20 protein-coding genes are annotated in these 17,714 nt (G+C 61.1%); 15 read left to right on the top strand and 5 right to left on the bottom strand.

Features of this window, described 5'->3' with window-relative positions:
* Positions 1-135 precede the first annotated feature (135 nt).
* The 4 genes from PC358_RS07245 (at position 136) to PC358_RS07230 (ending at position 4,902) form a co-directional block, all read left to right on the top strand.
* Positions 136-1,359 (top strand): diaminopropionate ammonia-lyase, encoded by a 1,224-nt coding sequence (locus PC358_RS07245; RefSeq protein ID WP_033698526.1) that lies wholly within the window; start codon positions 136-138, stop codon positions 1,357-1,359.
* 75 nt (positions 1,360-1,434) lie between these two features.
* Positions 1,435-3,066: an APC family permease gene (locus tag PC358_RS07240; protein WP_081874723.1), complete on the top strand. Its 1,632-nt coding sequence runs from the start codon at positions 1,435-1,437 to the stop codon at positions 3,064-3,066.
* A gap of 15 nt (positions 3,067-3,081) precedes the next feature.
* Positions 3,082-4,263: a M20 aminoacylase family protein gene (locus PC358_RS07235; RefSeq protein WP_033698524.1), complete on the top strand. Its 1,182-nt coding sequence runs from the start codon at positions 3,082-3,084 to the stop codon at positions 4,261-4,263.
* Between the two features lie 96 nt (positions 4,264-4,359).
* Positions 4,360-4,902, top strand: a complete 543-nt coding sequence (locus PC358_RS07230) for a P-loop NTPase family protein (protein ID WP_033698523.1) — start codon at positions 4,360-4,362, stop codon at positions 4,900-4,902.
* Here PC358_RS07230 and PC358_RS07225 read toward each other — a convergent pair.
* Positions 4,888-5,085 (bottom strand): hypothetical protein, encoded by a 198-nt coding sequence (locus PC358_RS07225; RefSeq protein ID WP_050506073.1) that lies wholly within the window; start codon positions 5,083-5,085, stop codon positions 4,888-4,890. The two genes, PC358_RS07230 and PC358_RS07225, sit on opposite strands and share 15 nt — an antisense overlap.
* Positions 5,070-5,339, bottom strand: coding sequence for a hypothetical protein (locus tag PC358_RS07220; protein WP_033698522.1), 270 nt, complete (start codon positions 5,337-5,339; stop codon positions 5,070-5,072). The genes PC358_RS07225 and PC358_RS07220 overlap by 16 nt, the downstream gene beginning before the upstream one ends.
* Before the next feature lie 118 nt (positions 5,340-5,457).
* Here PC358_RS07220 and PC358_RS07215 point away from each other — a divergent pair, with 118 nt between their 5' ends.
* From PC358_RS07215 to PC358_RS07180, 8 genes are all read left to right on the top strand, one after another.
* On the top strand, positions 5,458-5,922 hold the full coding sequence (locus tag PC358_RS07215) for an Lrp/AsnC family transcriptional regulator (protein WP_081874722.1): 465 nt from the start codon (positions 5,458-5,460) through the stop codon (positions 5,920-5,922).
* Between the two features lie 265 nt (positions 5,923-6,187).
* Complete coding sequence (locus tag PC358_RS07210; RefSeq protein ID WP_033698521.1) at positions 6,188-7,039, top strand: STAS domain-containing protein; 852 nt, start codon at positions 6,188-6,190, stop codon at positions 7,037-7,039.
* 4 nt (positions 7,040-7,043) lie between these two features.
* Positions 7,044-7,406, top strand: coding sequence for an STAS domain-containing protein (locus PC358_RS07205; RefSeq protein WP_033698520.1), 363 nt, complete (start codon positions 7,044-7,046; stop codon positions 7,404-7,406).
* The gene (locus PC358_RS07200; protein WP_033698519.1) at positions 7,403-7,807 is read left to right on the top strand and encodes an ATP-binding protein; all 405 of its coding nucleotides are present in this window, start codon (positions 7,403-7,405) and stop codon (positions 7,805-7,807) included. The genes PC358_RS07205 and PC358_RS07200 overlap by 4 nt, the downstream gene beginning before the upstream one ends.
* Positions 7,798-8,814: an ATP-binding protein gene (locus PC358_RS07195; RefSeq protein ID WP_177326499.1), complete on the top strand. Its 1,017-nt coding sequence runs from the start codon at positions 7,798-7,800 to the stop codon at positions 8,812-8,814. Before PC358_RS07200 ends, PC358_RS07195 begins: the two co-directional genes overlap by 10 nt.
* The gene (locus tag PC358_RS07190) at positions 8,807-9,682 is read left to right on the top strand and encodes a sensor histidine kinase (protein ID WP_033698517.1); all 876 of its coding nucleotides are present in this window, start codon (positions 8,807-8,809) and stop codon (positions 9,680-9,682) included. Before PC358_RS07195 ends, PC358_RS07190 begins: the two co-directional genes overlap by 8 nt.
* A complete protein-coding gene (locus tag PC358_RS07185; RefSeq protein ID WP_033698515.1) occupies positions 9,672-11,609 on the top strand; it encodes a response regulator in 1,938 nt (645 codons plus the stop codon). The genes PC358_RS07190 and PC358_RS07185 overlap by 11 nt, the downstream gene beginning before the upstream one ends.
* Before the next feature lie 200 nt (positions 11,610-11,809).
* Positions 11,810-13,357 (top strand): sensor histidine kinase, encoded by a 1,548-nt coding sequence (locus tag PC358_RS07180; RefSeq protein WP_033698512.1) that lies wholly within the window; start codon positions 11,810-11,812, stop codon positions 13,355-13,357.
* A gap of 57 nt (positions 13,358-13,414) precedes the next feature.
* On the opposite strand, the gene PC358_RS07175 is transcribed toward PC358_RS07180, so the two are convergent.
* Positions 13,415-13,723, bottom strand: coding sequence for a hypothetical protein (locus PC358_RS07175; protein WP_033698510.1), 309 nt, complete (start codon positions 13,721-13,723; stop codon positions 13,415-13,417).
* 243 nt (positions 13,724-13,966) lie between these two features.
* On the opposite strand from PC358_RS07175, the gene PC358_RS07170 reads away from it, so the two are divergent.
* Complete coding sequence (locus PC358_RS07170; RefSeq protein WP_033698508.1) at positions 13,967-14,200, top strand: hypothetical protein; 234 nt, start codon at positions 13,967-13,969, stop codon at positions 14,198-14,200.
* A 33-nt stretch (positions 14,201-14,233) separates the two neighbouring features.
* Here the strand turns inward: PC358_RS07170 and PC358_RS07165 are convergent, their stop codons facing one another.
* Entirely contained in the window at positions 14,234-15,091 is an 858-nt protein-coding gene (locus PC358_RS07165) for an SDR family oxidoreductase (RefSeq protein WP_033698506.1), read from the bottom strand.
* Positions 15,092-15,283: 192 nt separating this feature from the next.
* Between PC358_RS07165 and PC358_RS07160 the strand changes: the two genes are divergently transcribed.
* A complete protein-coding gene (locus tag PC358_RS07160) occupies positions 15,284-15,808 on the top strand; it encodes a hypothetical protein (RefSeq protein ID WP_033698504.1) in 525 nt (174 codons plus the stop codon).
* A 44-nt stretch (positions 15,809-15,852) separates the two neighbouring features.
* Here the strand turns inward: PC358_RS07160 and PC358_RS07155 are convergent, their stop codons facing one another.
* On the bottom strand, positions 15,853-17,055 hold the full coding sequence (locus PC358_RS07155) for a zinc-dependent alcohol dehydrogenase (RefSeq protein WP_033698502.1): 1,203 nt from the start codon (positions 17,053-17,055) through the stop codon (positions 15,853-15,855).
* A gap of 124 nt (positions 17,056-17,179) precedes the next feature.
* On the opposite strand from PC358_RS07155, the gene PC358_RS07150 reads away from it, so the two are divergent.
* Positions 17,180-17,542 (top strand): hypothetical protein, encoded by a 363-nt coding sequence (locus tag PC358_RS07150; RefSeq protein WP_320326799.1) that lies wholly within the window; start codon positions 17,180-17,182, stop codon positions 17,540-17,542.
* Positions 17,543-17,714: the final 172 nt, after the last annotated feature.

Below are 17,714 nucleotides of genomic sequence, written 5' to 3'. Positions count from 1 at the left end.
GGTTGATCAGGGTGCAAGACCGGGGCTTCCGGCACCGTTTGCGCACCATCGGCTGATTCCTTCTCTCGATCCCAACCCGCTGAGGCCTGAATGCAGCGGTAGGGGCGTCTTGTTGCCTGTTGAAAGGAGTGCTGCATGTTTATCGCCAACCCCAAGGCCAGCCGCCAGCCTTACCCGGACTCGCTAAAAGCGGTCATGAGCATCGCCAAGGCCCATGAAAGCCGCCAGTGGCTGTCCCACTGGTCACAGCTCAATGCGGGAGCAACACCCTTGTATTCCCTGCCTGACCTGGCAGGTGCGCTTGGTGTGGCGCAGATCATGGTGAAAGACGAATCCGTGCGCTCGGTGTTGGGCAGTTTCAAGGCTTTGGGCGCACCCATCGCGCTGGTGCGGCTGGTCTTGCGGACCTTCCCTGAACAGCAGTTTGACCCGCATGGGCTGCTGGACGGTAAATACGCCGGGGTGCTGGCGGACTTCACCGTGGTCAGTGCCACCGATGGCAACCACGGCAAAGGGCTGGCGGCTGCCGCGCAAAGCATGGGTTGCCGCTGCGTGATCGTGCTGCATGCGCAGGTCAGTATCGAGCGCGAGCAGGCCATCGCCGCCTACGGCGCACAGATCGTGCGGATCACTGGCAACTATGACCAATCTGTCGAGCACGCTGCTGCCCTGGCCGCCAGCAACCACTGGGTGGTGGTTTCCGATACCTCCTACGACGGTTACGAGGTGATCCCCCGTGATGTCATGCAGGGCTACGGCACTATCGCGGCGGAAATCGTCGAGGCGACGGCTACGGCTGCGGCACAACCTGCTTTCACCCATGTTTTTCTGCAAGGCGGGGTAGGTGGCCTGGCGGCAGGCATCGTCAGCTACCTGTGGGAGCGGTACGGGGCAGACCGGCCGACCTTCATCATGGTTGAGCCGGTGCAGGCCGATTGCTTGTACCAAAGTGCGCTTGCCGGCAGACCGGCACGGGCGACCGGCTCGGTGGACTCGGTGATGGCCGGGCTGGCGTGTGGCGAAACCTCGCCGTTGGCCTGGCGGTTCCTGGCCGCCAGTGTCGATTACTTCATGACCATCGAAGATGACCAGGCCATCGCAGCCATGCGCCGCCTGGCCGCTGGCAGTGCGCGGGACATTCCACTGGTGGCGGGTGAATCGAGTGTCGCCGGGCTGGCTGCTCTCGGTTGCCTGGTCGAAGGCGCAGGCCGCGCTACAGACCTGGGCATCAACGCCAATTCACGGGTGTTGTTGATCAGCACCGAAGGCGCCACCGCCCCCGGTGTCTACGCCGAGCTGCTGGGCGAGAGCGCGGAGTCGGTGCTGGCCCGCCAGAGCGCCTGGGCGCCCGCCGCCTGAGCCCTAGGCAGGTTTACCCAAGGGCTTGGGCCAAGCGCTTGGGTGCTCCACACAAGAACAACAATCGGAGACTCCATGAACACGATAAAACGAGACATCAGCCCGTGGTCGCTGATGCTGACCGGCCTCGGCTCCATCATTGGCTCAGGCTGGCTGTTTGGCGCCTGGCACGCTTCGGCCATTGCCGGGCCGGCTGCAATCCTGGCATGGGTGATTGGTGCAGTCGTCGTCCTTGCGATCGCCCTCACATATGCCGAAATGGGCGCCATGTTCCCGGAATCAGGCGGCATGGTGCGCTACGCACGGTACTCGCATGGATCGCTGGTGGGTTTCATGGCCGCATGGGCAAACTGGATCTCGATCGTTTCAGTCATCCCCATCGAAGCGATTGCCTCGGTCCAGTACATGGCCTCCTGGCCATTCCCCTGGGCGAGGGCGTTGGTGCATCAGGGTGAACTGACCAGCACAGGGCTGGTCGGCAGCGGGGCATTGGTACTGGTGTATTTCGCCCTCAATTACTGGGGGGTGAAACTGTTCGTCAAGACCAACACGGCCATTACCGTGTTCAAGCTGGTGGTGCCTGCATTGACTGCGGTGGCGTTGAGCATGGCCAGCTTCAACAGCGAGAACTTTGGTGACGGTTCAGTCTCCAGTTTCGCCCCCTATGGGTGGTCAGCCGTGTTCACGGCCGTTGCCGCCAGCGGCATCGTATTCAGTTACAACGGTTTCCAGAGCCCGGTCAGCCTCGCCGGGGAGGCCCGCAACCCGGGGCGTAGCATCCCGTTCGCGTTGATCGGCTCGGTGCTGATCGCTTTGATCATCTACGTGCTGCTGCAGGTGGCCTTCATCGGGGCAGTAAGCCCTGAAAGCATTGCTTCGGGCTGGCACAGCCTGAACTTTGACTCGCCGTTGGCGCAGCTGGCCTTGGCGCTGAACCTCAACTGGCTGGCGATGCTGCTTTATCTGGACGCGTTCGTGAGCCCATCGGGTACGGGGGCGATCTATACCGCGACCACTGCGCGAATGATCTATGCGATGGAGAAGAACAACACGCTGCCCAAGGTGTTCGGCAACCTCCACCCCCTGTATGGCGTCCCGCGTCAGGCGATGTGGCTGAACCTGGCGGTGAGCTTTGTCTTCCTGTTCTTCTTCCGGGGGTGGGGCACGCTGGCTGCGGTGATTTCTGTCGCGGTGATCATTTCGTTTTTGACAGGCCCCGTCAGCGTAATGTCCTTGCGGGTGCATGCAGCCGATGTCAAACGCCCTCTGCGTTTGAAGGGCATGCCCGTCATAGCGCCATTTGCCTTCATCTGTGCATCGCTGGTGTTGTACTGGGCGCGCTGGCCATTGACCGGCCAGGTCATCCTGCTGGTGATCGGTGCTTTGCCCCTGTACTTCTACTACCAGGCCAAAAGCGGCTGGACGGGGTTTGCTCGTGAGGTGCGTGCCGCAGTGTGGTTGATCGGCTATTTGCCGGCCATGGCGCTGGTGTCCTGCATCGGCAGTGAAGCATTTGGCGGGCTTGGCATCTTGCCTGAGGGTGTGGACATGGCCGTCGTGGCAGCTGTCGCATTCGCGTTCTATCGCTTGGGGGTTCGCAGTGGCTACCGCACCCCGTATCTGGCCGAGAGCAGTGTCTGGCACAACGACGACGCGGCGCACTCGATACCTCAACCGTCTGATCGACACCCTTCGCTGACCCAGTAACAGGAGACTTCCAGCATGAGCAACGAGCAAGCATTCGAGCAGCGCATCAAGCAATGGCGGCACACCTTCCATCGCCACCCTGAAACCGGATTCGAAGAGTTCACGACAGCAGACGAGGTTGCCAGCATCCTCACAGGTCTAGGCCTGGAAGTGCACAGGGGAATAGGCGGAACAGGGGTTGTCGCAAGCCTGACAGTCGGGGAAGGGCGTGGGGTAATCGGCATTCGCGCCGACATGGATGCCTTGAACATCACCGAGCAGGCGAAAGGGCGCGCTCACGCGTCCTGCAACCCTGGAAAGATGCATGCCTGTGGCCACGACGGGCACATGGCAATGGTCCTGGGCGCTGCAGCGCTTCTGTGCAGTCGGCGCGACTTCGAGGGTACCGTCAGGTTCATCTTCCAGCCGGCCGAGGAGCACGGCCGCGGTGCCAAGGCGATGATGGCGGACGGGTTATTCGAGCGCTTTGCGGTGGATGCCATCTACGGTGCCCACAACATGCCAGGCATGCCGGCAGGCCATATCGCCACGCGCGCCGGGGGGATCATGGCCAGCGAAGATAACTTCGTCATCCATATCCAAGGGCGGGGCACCCATGCGGCTCGGCCGCACATGGGTATCGACCCCTTGGTGATTGGCGCCGAGATCGTACTGGCGTTGCAAACCATCGTTTCGCGCAACGTCGACCCCAGCTTGCCTGCAGTGGTTTCCTGCACCGAATTCATCACCGACGGTATTCGCAACGCCATCCCCACGCATGTGACGATCAAAGGGGACACCCGCAGTTACAGCCCTGAGGTGCAGCGTCTGCTTGAGCAGCGCATGCGCGAGATCAGTGAAGGCATCTGCCGAATGCATGGCGCCACCTGCAGGTTCGAGTACAGCCACGAGTTTGCGCCGACCGTGAACTGGGCGAACAATACCGACATTGCCATTGCAGCTGCACGCAATGTGGTGGGTGACAAGGCCGTAGACCCAGAGGTGTCACCCATGATGATTTCCGAAGACTTCGGCGCATTCCTCCAGACGGTGCCAGGCAACTTCGTGTTCATTGGCAACGGCGCAGAGGGGCAGGACGGAGCGACGCCCCTGCACAATGCCGGCTATGACTTCAACGATGAAATACTGGTGACCGGTGCGCGGTACTTTGCCGAGTTGGTGAGGATCAGTCTTCCTGGAACACACGTGAAAGAGTAAGAAAGTGTAATTCGGCGCCTGTGATCGCATTCTGGTCTTGGGTTGCCCGACCAAAACCCGCACAATCGCCGGCTTTTTTCGCCACAGGAAGCCGCCATGCAACGGATTGTGATTCTGGGAAATGCCGGCAGCGGCAAATCGACCCTTGCCCGCGCCTTGGGCAAGCGCCTCGGCCTGCCGGTGGTTCACCTGGACACCCTGTTCTGGGAGCCCGGCTGGGTCGAGCCTGACGCCGAGCAGTTCCGCACCCGGGTGGGTGCAGCGATTGCGGGGCAGGCCTGGGTGTGTGAAGGCAACTATGCCCGGCGCACCTTCGACCTGCGCCTGCCCCGTGCCGACCTGGTCATCTGGCTCGATACGCCTCGGCTGACCTGCTTCAAGCGGGTGATCGTACGCAGCGTGATGAACCGGCCCCGGTCGGACCTGCCCGCGGGGTGTACAGAGAAGCTCGACCGGGCGTTCCTGACGTTCCTGAATTTCGTGTGGCAGTTCGACCGTGGCTACCGCCCAGGTATCGATGCACTGCGCCAGGCGCTCGGGCCCGATGTTCCTACCGTGCACTTGCGCGGCGGCCGGCAGATCGATGCATTTCTAGAAAGCTTGCCCGCAGCCGGCATGCTCGCCTCAGGCGGGCAGTAGCGCCCGCAACGCGGCGGTCACGATGATGGCGAACAGCACCACCGGTAACAGGCAATACCGTGAAGCGGCATACGCGGTGAGCGCCAGGGCGACGAGGTCGGCTGGGGAGCCAGAGACCAACCAGGGCGCTAGCAAGGCGACCAGCAGGCAGCCCGGCGCGGCGCCGATCATGGCTTTGCCCATAGATAAGCGCCGACCAGGCCCGCCAGCGTACCCGCCAGCACGTACCAGGCACCGGGAATCAGCAGGTAGAACAGGTCAGCCGTGATCAGGCTGAACAGCCAGGGCATGGCGGCGTGCACGCCTCGCCACATGCCGTTGAGCAGCACCAGCAAGACTGCGCTAAAGGCCATGTCCAATCCGTAGCTGCGCAGGTCGCCCAGCAGCGGCAGCACCAGCGCGGGTGAAGCGTTCAGTAAGGGTTCAAGGGTTGTCATGGCTTCCTCCAGTGGAGGCAAATTATTTCAATGTATCGCTGAAATTGGCTTGCGTAGTTGCGCGCATGCGCCGAGGATTTGGCATCAGATGCCGAGAAACTCCATTTAAAGGTTTTGCATGCCAATCAAACTCGACGCTATCGATCGCCGTATCCTGCGGGCGCTGCAACGCGACGGCCGTCTACAGAACCAGGAGCTGGCCAAGCAGGTGGGGCTATCCCCCTCGCCGTGCTTGCGGCGGGTGCGCCTGCTGGAAGAAGCGGGGGTGATCGAGCGCTACGTGGCGCTGGTGGACCCGGCCAAGGTGGCGCTGGGCCTGACCCTGTTCGTGCGGGTGTGGCTCAAGCGCCAGGACCAGCAGACCACCGATGAATTCGTCGAGGCAGTGCGCCTGCTGCCCGAAGTGGTGGAGTGCCATGTGATGGCGGGCGATTGCGATTTGCTGCTGCGGGTGGTCGCGGCGGACCTGGACGCTTACCGTCGGTTCCAGATCGCGCACCTGACCAGCCTGAGCGTGGTGCAGAACGTCAAGACTGAAGTGCCTATGGAGAAGATCAAGTTGACGACCGAGTTGCCGGTTTGAAAGGCGCTTCGGGCATTGGTGGGAAGGTAGTAGGGCTGCGATGTGCTTGGCGGGAGATAAGGGGAGAACACTAGCCGCCGCCACCCTATCTCGAAGACGGTCGCCACCAACGCACCCCACAAACTTGGCCTAAAGTTAGTCCCACACACGGTGGCGCAATGCAATTATTTGCCGATCGCCACAACTATTCTCATCGGCAAATGTCACTTTCCGGAGCCGGCACGATTCTCGGGGCACCGGCTAGGCATATCGGAGCGAACTTGACATGGCAGCACTGCAAAGCAGTACGTTGGAAGCGATTGTCGGCAATCAGGCGCAGTTGCAGCGTAGTTGGCTTGAAGCTCTCGAAGCCAAGGGGGCGGCGCGTAATATCCGTGAACAGGACCTGCGCCAGGAGACCCGTGATTTCCTGCAATTGGTGATCGACGGCCTGGGCCGTGAGAGCAGCACCCACATTGGCGCCGAAGGCTGGGAGGAGACGCGCCGCTTCCTGGAAAAACTCTCTGCCAGCCGTGCGCAGGTCGGTCAGGAATCCCACCAGACCGCGTTCTTCATCTTTGCCCTGAAAGGGCCGCTGTTCGACCTGCTTCAAGCCCATTACCGCGAGCAGCCCGCGCTGCTGGCCGAACAGCTTTGGGAAATATCTTCACTGTTCGATGCCTTCGGGCTGCACACCATCCGCACCTACCAAAAAAACCGCGAGGCAGTGATCAAGCGTCAGCAAGAGGAACTGCTGGAGCTGTCCACCCCGGTGGTGAAACTGTGGGAGGGCGTACTGGCGCTGCCATTGATCGGCACGCTTGACTCCCAGCGCAGCCAGACGGTGATGGAGTCGTTGTTGCAACGCATCGTCGACACAGGCTCGGAAATCGCCATCATCGACATCACCGGTGTGCCGACGGTCGATACCCTGGTGGCCCAGCACCTGCTCAAGACCGTAACCGCCATCCGCCTGATGGGCGCCGACTGCATCATCAGCGGCGTGCGCCCGCAGATTGCGCAAACCATCGTGCACCTGGGCCTGGACCTGGGCACCCTGACCACCAAGTCCAACCTGGCCGATGCGCTGAAACTGGCGCTGTCGCGCCTGGGTACCACTGCTGGCGAGCGAGTGTGAGGCAATGGAGCGTATCCCCATATTGCAAATGGGCGAGTTCCTGCTGGTGACCATCCAGGTCGACATGCATGACCAACTGGCACTGCGCCTGCAGGACGATCTTACCGATCGCATCGAACACACCAGCGCCCGGGGCGTGCTGATCGACATCTCGGCGCTGGACATGGTCGATTCGTTCATCGGCCGCATGATCGCCACTATTTCGGGGTTGTCACGGATCATGGATGCCGAGACCGTCCTGGTCGGCATGCAGCCAGCGGTCGCGATCACTTTGGTGGAGCTCGGGCTAACCCTGCCCGGGGTCAGCACTGCACTCAATGTCGATCGTGGCATGCACCTGTTGCGCAAGCGGGTAGGCCGCCCATGACCATTCGCGAGCATGGCAGCCAGCCGGTACGCATCGAACAGGACGTCGTGCTGGCCCGCCAATTGACGCGCAAGCTCGCCAGTGACTGCGGCATGCGCCTGGTCGACCTGACCAAGCTGGTCACGGCCGTCAGTGAACTGGCCCGCAATACCGTGGTGTACGGCGGGGGTGGCGACATGGACTGGGAGGTCATCGAAGAGGCCGGCCGTACTGGTGTACGTCTGGTCTTCCGGGATGAGGGGCCAGGCATTGCCGACATCAAACTGGCGTTGACCGATGGCTGGACATCCGGCAGTGGCTTGGGCCTGGGCCTGACCGGGGCGCGACGCCTGGTCGATGAGTTCGAGCTGGATACCGCTCCCGGGCGAGGCACCCGGGTAATGATCACCCGATGGATATGAACCTGACTGCAAGCCTGACCCAGGTCCTGCGCATTGACGATGCTACCCAGGTCGGGCACGCCCGACGGGTCGTGCAGAAACTCGCCGAACAGCAGGGCTTTGACGCCACCGATGCGGGCCGGGCGGCCATTGTCGCGACCGAACTGGCCAGCAATGTGCTCAAGCATGCCAAATGCGGCGAACTGCACCTGCGCGTGCTTGGCCCTGCCAGCCAGCCTGGCATCGAACTGCTGGCGGTGGATCGCGGCCAAGGTTTCGACCTCAACCATTGCCTGGTCGACGGTTACTCCACCGGCGCAACCGCGGGTATTGGCCTGGGCGCTGTCAGCCGCTTGGCGCAGGTATTCGATGTGCACAGCGATGCCCAAGGGGCCGTGGTGCTGGCGCGCCTTTATAAACAGGCTGATACGCCCAGGGACATTCGCCTGGGTATCAGCCAGCATTCGCTGCATGACGACCCGGCCTGCGGTGATACGTGGCACGTGACGCTCGGCGAGCAGCGTTTGAGTGCGTTGCTGATCGACGGCCTGGGCCATGGCGAGGAGGCTGAACGCGCCGCCAAGGCCGGTGCCCAGGCGTTCGCCCAGAGCCCGTTCAGTGCACCGCTTCATCTGCTGGGCGAATTGCACCAGGCCATGGCAGGTACGCGCGGTGGGGCTGTTGCGATTGCCCAGTATGAAGGGGGGCACGACAGCGTGAAGTTCATCGGCATCGGTAACATTGGCGCAACATTGGTCGGTGGCGATAGACCGCGTGGCCTGGCCTCTCACCCGGGCATCGTCGGTGGGCAGTACCGCAAGGGGCAAGTGTTCGACTACGCTCATGTGAAGGGGAATCTGTTGATCATGTTCAGTGACGGCCTGCAATCTCGCTGGAACCTCCAAGCCTACCCGGGCCTGGTGCACCGCCACCCGGCCGTGATCGCTGCGGTACTGCATCGCGACTTCTGCCGTGGGCGGGACGATGTGACTGTGCTGGTGCTCGACCTGGAGACCGTGCATGCCTGAGTCAACGCCCGAAAACCGCGCCGCGCAGGCTGCCTGTGTGGCACGCCTGCAGGCCGAAAATGAAGCGCTGCGCGCAGAACTGGAAGAAACCAACCAGGGGGTGCTGGCGCTCTACGCAGAGCTGGACACCCAAGCCGAGCAGTTACGCCAGGCATCGGACCTGAAAAGCCGCTTCCTTTCCTACATGAGCCATGAGTTCCGCACGCCGCTGGGCTCGATCCTGAGCATCACCAGCCTGCTCGCCGATGAGGTGGACGGGCCGCTGAGCAAGGAGCAGCAATTGCAGGTGGCCTTCGTCAGCATTGCAACGCGCGAACTCAGCGACATGGTCGACGACCTGCTCGACCTGGCCAAGATCGAGGCCGGCCGTATCACCATCTCGCCAGCCTGGTTCGACATGCTCGACCTGTTCGCCGCCTTGCGCGGGATGTTCCGGCCGATTGTCGACACCGGTAGCGTGGACCTGATCTTCGAAGAGCCGGAGGGGTTGCCGCGGATCTACACCGATGACAAGAAACTGGCGCAGATCCTGCGCAATTACATCGCCAATGCCCTCAAGTTCACCACCCGCGGTGAGGTGCGGGTGTCGGCGCAACTGCTGGGCAGCGACCAGATCCGTTTCGCTGTCACCGACACCGGCATCGGCATCGCCGCTGAGCTGCTGGGTGGCTTGTTCGAAGACTTCGCCCAGATCGACTCGCCGCTGCAAAAACGCCTGCGCGGCACCGGCCTTGGTCTGTCACTGTGCAAACGCTTCGCGGCCTTGCTGGGCGGCGAGGTGGGGGTGGAGAGCGTGCCGGGCGCCGGTTCCACGTTCTTTGTCATCATTCCGCTGGCTTTGGCTCAGGAGGGCGCTGATGAACCCTGACATTCGCCTGCTCATCGTCGACGACAACGCAGCCACCCGGTATGCGCTGCGTCGGCGCCTGGCGTTGCATGGCTATCAGATCCTCGAAGCGGGCACCGGTGGCGAGGGGTTGGCACTGATCCACAGTGAGCAGATCGATGGGTTGATCCTGGATGTCAACCTGCCCGACATGAGCGGCTTCGATGTTGTCCGGTTGCTCCGTGCCGACCCTGAGACCGCCTTGCTGCCGGTGATTCACGTGTCGGCGGCGTCGATCCAGACCGGCGACATCATTACCGGGCTCGATGCCGGTGCCGACGCCTACTTGGTGCACCCGGTGGACCCGGATGTACTGGTCGCCACCCTGCGGACCCTGATGCGGGTGCGCGATACCGAGCGGGCACTGCGCGCAAGCGAGGCCAACTTCCGGGAAATTTTCAACAATGTGTCGGCACCGATCGCCGTGCTCGATGCCGGGCTCAAGGTGCATGAGTGCAACCGTGCATTTGCCCAGCTGATCCAGGACAACCGCAACCCCGACACACTGCAGGAGTGCTTTGTCGACGGCCAGCATGCCGCCATTGTCGCCTTGCGCCAGCACATGGCCGATGGCCGGCGCTGGCGTGGCACCCTGGGCATGAGCGTGCGCGGCCTGCAACGCGACACCGAATGGCAGCTCTCGCCCTACCGGGCGCCGGGGTTATGCCTGGTGTTTGTCGAGGACGTCACCGAGCATCGCCACCGTGAGCGCTCGCACCTGGCGCGCCTGGACGACGCCAATACCCGCCTGGCGCGGGAAATGGCGCAGCGGGCGCAGACCGAGGCGCAATTGCTGCAATTGCAGAAGATGGATGCCCTGGGCAGCCTCACAGGCGGGATCGCCCATGATTTCAACAACCTGCTGACCGGTATCATTACCAGCCTGGAACTGATCCGCAAACGGGTGGGGCAGAACCAACTGGAGAAAATCCCCACCTACGCAGACGCTGCGCTCAGTTCGGCCATGAGCGCGGCATCGCTGACCCACAGGCTGTTGGCGTTCGCACGTCAGCAACCGCTCGACACCCGCCCAGTGGACGTCAACGAACGGGTTCGTTCGCTTGAAGAGCTGATCACCCGCACCATTGGCGAACGTATCGTGCTGCAGCTGGCGCTTTCCAGCGAGCCGACGATTGCCCTGGTCGACCCGATCCAGCTGGAGAGCGCAGTGCTCAACCTGGTGATCAACGCCCGTGATGCCTTGGCCCAGGGTGGGCATATCTGGGTCAACACTGCCGCGAGTTGGTCGCACGGCAATGCCTACCTGCAAGACGGCCCCTATGTGGCGGTGACCGTACGCGACGATGGCGCTGGCATCGAGCCTGAGGTTTTGGAAAGGGTCTTCGACCCCTTTTTCACCACCAAACCGGTCGGCCAAGGTACCGGGCTGGGGTTGTCGACCATCTACGGCTTTGCCCGCCAATCGAGCGGGCATGTGTCGATCCGCAGCGTGCCAGGGCAGGGCACCGAGGTGACGTTGATGTTGCCGGCCAGTAGCCGTCAGGTGGCCTGTGAGGAGCAAGCGTCGCCGTTGAACCACCAGGGCGCCGGCGAGCATGTGCTGGTTGTCGAAGACATGGCCTCGGTACGCCTGTCGGTGGCAGAAGTGCTGGCCGATGCGGGTTATCGTTGCACCTTGGCGGAAACCACCGAACAGGCGCTGGACTGCTTGCGTGAAGACGCCAGTATCGAATTGCTCTTGACCGATGTCGGGCTGCCAGGCATGAGCGGCCGCGAACTGGCGGATATGGCGCGTAGTTACCGCCCGGCGCTACCGGTGCTGTTCATGACCGGCTACGCCGAGACTGCGCTGGATCGTCAGGCGTTCCTGGATACCGGGATGGACCTGCTGATCAAACCGTTTCAGGTCAGTGACCTGCTCCATAAGGTGCGAATTGGCCTTGGGTAGCGCAGGGCGCATCTGCTTGCCGCGCAGTTAGACTGTTTTCGTCGTTGCGCCCAGGCGATGAGCGGTGATAAACCAGATAGCTGAATTCACGTCTGTCAGCCATGTTCTTAGCTTGGCATCTGCTGCTATGTTACTTGACGTCTGGCACAGCGGCGCAACCGTTTCAGCGTGCATCTCAACCAGCTTTGGATATCGTCCCCATGCATCAAACCCCTGACGAAACGATTCGCGCCGCGTTGCAGAAGTCGCACGCCAGGCTTCATCGCCAGCATGAACTGGTAGTCGAGTACGGCGTCATGTCACTCAAGTCGTCTGACCTGGATACGTTGCTGACCCAAGCCTGCTCTGCCGTGGCCAAGGGCATGGACACCCGCTTTGCCAAGGTGCTTACGCCGATACCCGACAGCGATGAGTTTTTGCTGTCCCATGGTGTGGGTTGGGATGACGCTGATATCGGGCACGCCACGGTGGGTGGCGATATCGCCAGCCCTGCGGGCTACGCCATCTCGACCTACAGGCCTGTGCTGTCGAACCATCTGGGGCAGGAGCAACGTTTCAGAACCCCCTCGCTGCTCAAGAAATACGGCATCGAGCGAGCGATCAACGTGCCTATTCGAGGCACCACCGCCCCCTTTGGCGTACTCGAAGCGGACAGCAGCAATGGCGAAGACTTCATCGAAAGCGACCTGGTGTTCCTGGAAGGCATTGCCAATGTCATCTCCATGGCGGTGGAAAGGATCACGGCAGGCGCAGAAATGCAGTCTACGGACCCGTATTCCGAAAGTGTGCTGAACGCCAGCCCTGACTGCGTGAAAATCCTCTCGGCGAGCGGCGATATCGAGTTCATGAACGATGCTGGCATGTGCCTGTTGCACATCGGCGACCTCGCTCAGATACGTGGGGTGGCGTGGCCGCAGATCTGGCCAGATGAATCCCGCAGTGTGGTGCTGGACGCTATCAGAAGAGTAGCGGGTGGGGAGTCAGCGCGCTTCGAGGCGTTCTGCCCGACCCTGCAGAATGAGCCGAAATGGTGGGATGTGACGGTTGCGCCAATATTTGGCGAGCAGGGCGAATTTGCAAAGATTATCGCCGTGTCGCGTGACATTACCGAACGTCGGCATCATGAAGCCCAATTGTTATCGTTGATCGATGCACAAAATACCAAGTTGAATAAAACCGACCTGCACCTGGAAGAAATCCACCACCGGGTGAAGAACAGCCTGCACTTGGTCAACACCTTATTGCTGTTGCAGGCAAACATGGCCGCTGATGAAGCGGTCAAACTGCAACTGGAAACAGCCGCGACCCGGGTATTGACCATTGCCAGCGTCCATGAGCGTCTTTATCAGAATGCTGAAACGCAACACGTGCGCGTCTCGGATTATCTAGAGGCGCTACTGGGTGATCTGGGCAAGGCATTGGCCGACCGCAAGATAGTGCTGCATGCTGACACGTTCATTCTTGCGCCCGAAAGAATGGCGCCACTGGGCCTGGTGATATCCGAACTGATCACTAACTCGCTGAAGTATGGAAGAGGCACGGTGGATGTCAGCGTAATGGGCCACGGTGATCATGCCCTGATCACGGTATCGGACGAGGGCGATGGCTTTCCGGAGTCTTACCCCAAACCTACCGGTACCGGGCTGGGCATGCGCCTGGTAAAAAGCTATTCGGGCTATGGCAGCCTGGCGATCACGGTGGATCGCAGTGAACGTAAAAGCACGATTCACGTGCGCTTCAAACTCTAGCGACATGCGCCTGCGTTCTGGCCCCAGGGCAGCAATGCCACCCCGGGGTCAATGGCATCAACGATTTTTGTCCTGGTGCTGCGTATCGCCTTGATCGGCTTGACCGCCGCCCATACGGCCAGGGTCAGACGGGTTTTGCCCGGTGGGTTGATCAGTACCTGCCTGACCTCCCTTGCTACCGGTGTCGCTGGAGCGTTCCCAATCCTTGTTCATCTTGTCTTCAGGCTTTTGCCCAGGTTGCTGGCTGCCTTTTTGTTTGTCGGGCATGTCACCGCCTGCACCCTGGCCACCTCTTTGGCCTGCATCGCCGGCCTTGGAGTCGGCGTTGTCGCCTTGATTTGCGCCCCTGTCCTGATTGTTAGCCATGACCGCATACCTCTATTCGAACACAGGAAGGTCTGTGTTCAGTTGTGACTCCGTGACCGTTTGAGGCTGTTCATTTATTGCGCCAGATTCAGACAAAACGCCTGAACAACTGGGGGAGCGGCATTTGTGGCTCCAATAGCCTCGGTGCTGTTGGCATTGGAGGCTGCGAATTAAAAACTTTGCATGAGTCGTCTTGAGTCTTTGTCATAGTCAGACTAATACTAAAGAACTGCCGGAAGAGGGCTGATCATGCATAGGCGATTTGTTGTGGTTCCCGCCGTACCTCGTCAGAAAGAGATCTTGCCTCGGCGCATCGGTTTCCCCAGTGCCCTGGGCGAGGGCTACGACTTATACGACACACAAGACAAGATCCGCCTCAGTTTGAGTTTTTCAACACGCGCCGAAGCCGAGTTCGAATGTGCAACCCGCAACACTTACGACGATGCCAATGATGTGAACTTCGCCGGCAGCGGTTGAGCTGGCAAAGGCCAGGGCGTTTCCCTGGGCATTTCACAGCACAGGCTTGCCGCCCGTTACTGCGTAGCGCGCGCCAGAGATATAGCTGGCCTCATCGGACCCGAGCAATACGTACACCGGCGCCACCTCGACGGGCTGCCCCGGCCTGCCCATCGGGTAGCCCGAGCCAAAGTTCTTCACAGCCTCATCGGGCATGGTCGCCGGGATCAGCGGCGTCCAGATTGGCCCAGGGGCAACGCTGTTGACCCGGATGCCCTTGTCTGCCAGCAATTGCGCCAGGCCTGCAGTGAAGTTGGCGATGGCGCCTTTGGTGGCGGCATAGGCCAGCAACTTGGGCGAGGGGTCATCGGAGTTGACCGAACTGGTGTTGATGATCGAGCTGCCTTTGGGCATCGACGGCAAGGCCCGTTGGCAAATGCGGAAGATAGCAGTGATATTGACATCAAAGGTCATCACCCACTCGTCATCGTCGATTTCATCCAGCGACTCATGTGCCATCTGAAACGCCGCGTTGTTGACCAGGATGTCGATACGGCCAAATTGCGCCACGGTCTTGTCGACGATGTCGTAGCACTGCTGTTTTTGCCGCAGGTCACCGGGCAGCAGCAGGCATTGCCGGCCTGCGGCCTTGACCCAGCGCGCGGTTTCCTGGGCATCGTCGTGCTCATCGAGATAGGCAATGGCAACGTCTGCCCCTTCGCGGGCATAGGCAATAGCCACCGCACGGCCGATGCCGCTGTCGGCACCGGTAATCAGCGCGATCTTGCCATCGAGCCGGCCGCTGCCGGTGTACGTCTGCTCGCCACAATCGGGGTAGGGCTCCATCTTGCGTTGAGCGCCTGGCACGTTTTGCGGCTGTGACGGGAAGGGTGGGGTGGGGTAGTCGCGCATGGCAGAAGCTCCTTCAGCTGAGAACGTTCATACCGATTCGAAAGGGGTGTAGCGCGAGTGTTGGAGTGGATGCCGGGTTTCAACGACGGACGGTCAGGCCAGGCAGATACACTGAATTTTTCGCTCGCTCGATGGTTCTATCGCTGAACAGCCCGCATTTCGCGCAAGGCTTAACGACACTGGAGCCTGCAAGTGCCTCGTATCATCACGCCATCGACGCCTGAACATGAGATCGAGGAAAAGAATGCAAGAATGTTTGGTACCGCCAAGGAACGTCTTGATTTCTATCGAAGGGAAATCCAGTACGAAACCACCATCCTGGCCAACCGTACCGACGCCTATCTTGCTGCACAGTCTTTTCTGGTGATTGCGTTCGTGTCATCCATGGGCAACCTGAACCAGAGCTGGGGTGAGATGTTCACCCTGATCGTGCCTGCCTTTCTCGCGCTGCTGGGTGTTTTGAGTTCGCTCAATGCCTGGCCGGGTATTCGCGCTGCCTATCGGATCATCGATCACTGGCAGCTCAAGCAAAGCCACCTGCTGCGCAGTGAGCCGATGATGGGCTTGGCCTATGACGAATCGCCGCTGTTCTGTGAGGCTGAAACCTCCCGGGCAGGGCATCGAAAATCCCTGCTGTTCTCACTTCGCACGCCTTGGATCTTTCTCGGCTTCTGGGTGCTGCTGGGTACTTACGCGGTGTACATCCAGCTGGCCTGATCGGTTGGGGAGGGCGGGACTTGATTGCACCGCCCTCATCAGCGCTATGCGAAGTCGCTGCCCAGGGTTCCGGGTGCCGCCCCCGGAACAAGAATGACTTTTCGGCAACTGTCCTGTTTCTGGTCGAACAGCTTGTAGCCAAGGGCTGCTTCTTCCAGGGCAAGTCGGTGCGTAACGATCATCTCAGGTTGCAGGCGCCCGGCCTCGATATGTTCCAGCAGTTCAGGCAGGTACTTGTGCACATGGGTCTGGCCCATCTTGAACGTCAGGCCCTTGTCGAACGCGTCACCGAACATGAAGGCATGAATGAAGCCGGCATACACCCCGGGCACGCTGACCACGCCGCCGCGGCGCACGGCAGCGATGCTTTGGCGCAAGGCCTTGCCGCTGCTGCCCTCGATCTTCAGCGCCGTCATCACGGTTTCTGCGGTGCTGCCCTTGGCCTCGAAGCCGACTGCATCGATCACGGCATCCACACCGCGCATCCCCGGTGTGTGGCGGATGATGCTGTCGGCCGGGTCGTCATCCTGCTCGAAGTTGATCGGGACAACCCCGTAAGCCTCTTGGGCATACGCCAGGCGGTAGTCATTGTCATCGACCATGAACACGGTCTGTGCCCCAAGCATTCGCGCACAGGCAGCGCTCAGCAGCCCCACCGGCCCGGCACCGTAGATTGCCACCGACGAACCCGGGCCGACTTCAGCATTGATCACCGCCTGCCAGGCGGTCGGCAGGATATCGGAGAGAAACAGCACCTTGTCATCGGCCAGGTCGGTGGGCACTTTGAACGGGCCGACATTGGCTTTGGGCACGCGCACATAGTCGGCCTGCCCGCCAGGAATGCCGCCATACAGATGACTGTAGCCAAACAAGGCAGCCCCCGGTGGGATGCCTTTCTTGTTGACGATGGAGCCGCGCCCCGTATTGGTGGTTTCGCACGCGGCAAACAGATCGTGCTGGCAGAAGAAGCAATTGCCGCAGGCGATGACGAAGGGGATCACCACACGGTCGCCAACCTGCAGGTGGGGGACGTCCTTGCCGGTGGCCTCGACGATGCCCATGAATTCGTGGCCGAAGATATCGCCCGATTCGGTCTGCGGGATCTTGCCCCGATAGAGGTGCAGGTCCGAGCCGCAGATGGCGGTGGCCGTCACCCTGAGGATGATGTCGTCCGGCTCCTGAAGGCTGGGGTCAGGCACGGTATCGACCCGGACATCGTTGGCTCCGTGATAGGTCAACGCTCTCATGGCATGCATCTCCTGCAGTGGTGGATGTACGAGGCTAAGCAGAGGAAACTGGCGGGCACGGCAAAGTTCAGACCAACAGGTTCAGCGGCGACTTCGACCGTTGATAGTTCTGAATGAACCTATCTTGCTGCCGACGGCTCGATTGTCAGAAGCGCGCGGGATGACCGGGATGAATGCGTTTACACAGCAGGCAGGGCTGGCGCAGCGCCGCCTCGAAGCCATCAACCGATGGTTCCAGCATTTCGACGACCAGCAATTGCGCCGCGATTGCCCCAGCAGCTATCACGAGCAGCTGCTACGCCAGGCCGATGAAATGGACCGCTTGCACCTGATCGAATGGCAAGAGTGGCGTGACTTGCGGCGCCTGGCCGATTGGGCCTTTCTCAAGGCGGTGGCGGGCCTGGATTATCATGCTTTTCATACCCCCGTTGTGCATGCATACGGGCGTGTTACAGCGCCGGCACCTCATTCAGGAACACCAGGATGATTGATTTTCAGGTCGCCTGAGTGGCTGCCAGCCCGGCGCGGTTTGAGGCCGATACAAAACCTGGCGGCACGGCTGCAGCGCAGCCATGCCGCGGGGGGCCGACCTGGTGCATCTTCGACAATACCGCTTCGGGCGCAGCCTTGGGCAATGCCCTGACAACGCTGGCCTGCCT

Source organism: Pseudomonas capeferrum (genome assembly GCF_000731675.1).
In the GTDB taxonomy this organism is placed as follows: domain Bacteria; phylum Pseudomonadota; class Gammaproteobacteria; order Pseudomonadales; family Pseudomonadaceae; genus Aquipseudomonas; species Aquipseudomonas capeferrum.
Note: the sequence above shows the minus strand (reverse complement) of the source record. Positions and strands in the feature narration are given on the sequence as shown.

Coding starts and splice junctions, on each gene's coding strand:
- PC358_RS07245 (WP_033698526.1), top strand. CDS start 136: ATGTTTATCGCCAACCCCAAGGCCAGCCGCCAGCCTTACCCGGACTCG.
- PC358_RS07240 (WP_081874723.1), top strand. CDS start 1,435: ATGAACACGATAAAACGAGACATCAGCCCGTGGTCGCTGATGCTGACC.
- PC358_RS07235 (WP_033698524.1), top strand. CDS start 3,082: ATGAGCAACGAGCAAGCATTCGAGCAGCGCATCAAGCAATGGCGGCAC.
- PC358_RS07230 (WP_033698523.1), top strand. CDS start 4,360: ATGCAACGGATTGTGATTCTGGGAAATGCCGGCAGCGGCAAATCGACC.
- PC358_RS07225 (WP_050506073.1), bottom strand. CDS start 5,085: ATGGGCAAAGCCATGATCGGCGCCGCGCCGGGCTGCCTGCTGGTCGCC.
- PC358_RS07220 (WP_033698522.1), bottom strand. CDS start 5,339: ATGACAACCCTTGAACCCTTACTGAACGCTTCACCCGCGCTGGTGCTG.
- PC358_RS07215 (WP_081874722.1), top strand. CDS start 5,458: ATGCCAATCAAACTCGACGCTATCGATCGCCGTATCCTGCGGGCGCTG.
- PC358_RS07210 (WP_033698521.1), top strand. CDS start 6,188: ATGGCAGCACTGCAAAGCAGTACGTTGGAAGCGATTGTCGGCAATCAG.
- PC358_RS07205 (WP_033698520.1), top strand. CDS start 7,044: ATGGAGCGTATCCCCATATTGCAAATGGGCGAGTTCCTGCTGGTGACC.
- PC358_RS07200 (WP_033698519.1), top strand. CDS start 7,403: ATGACCATTCGCGAGCATGGCAGCCAGCCGGTACGCATCGAACAGGAC.
- PC358_RS07195 (WP_177326499.1), top strand. CDS start 7,798: ATGGATATGAACCTGACTGCAAGCCTGACCCAGGTCCTGCGCATTGAC.
- PC358_RS07190 (WP_033698517.1), top strand. CDS start 8,807: ATGCCTGAGTCAACGCCCGAAAACCGCGCCGCGCAGGCTGCCTGTGTG.
- PC358_RS07185 (WP_033698515.1), top strand. CDS start 9,672: ATGAACCCTGACATTCGCCTGCTCATCGTCGACGACAACGCAGCCACC.
- PC358_RS07180 (WP_033698512.1), top strand. CDS start 11,810: ATGCATCAAACCCCTGACGAAACGATTCGCGCCGCGTTGCAGAAGTCG.
- PC358_RS07175 (WP_033698510.1), bottom strand. CDS start 13,723: ATGGCTAACAATCAGGACAGGGGCGCAAATCAAGGCGACAACGCCGAC.
- PC358_RS07165 (WP_033698506.1), bottom strand. CDS start 15,091: ATGCGCGACTACCCCACCCCACCCTTCCCGTCACAGCCGCAAAACGTG.
- PC358_RS07155 (WP_033698502.1), bottom strand. CDS start 17,055: ATGAGAGCGTTGACCTATCACGGAGCCAACGATGTCCGGGTCGATACC.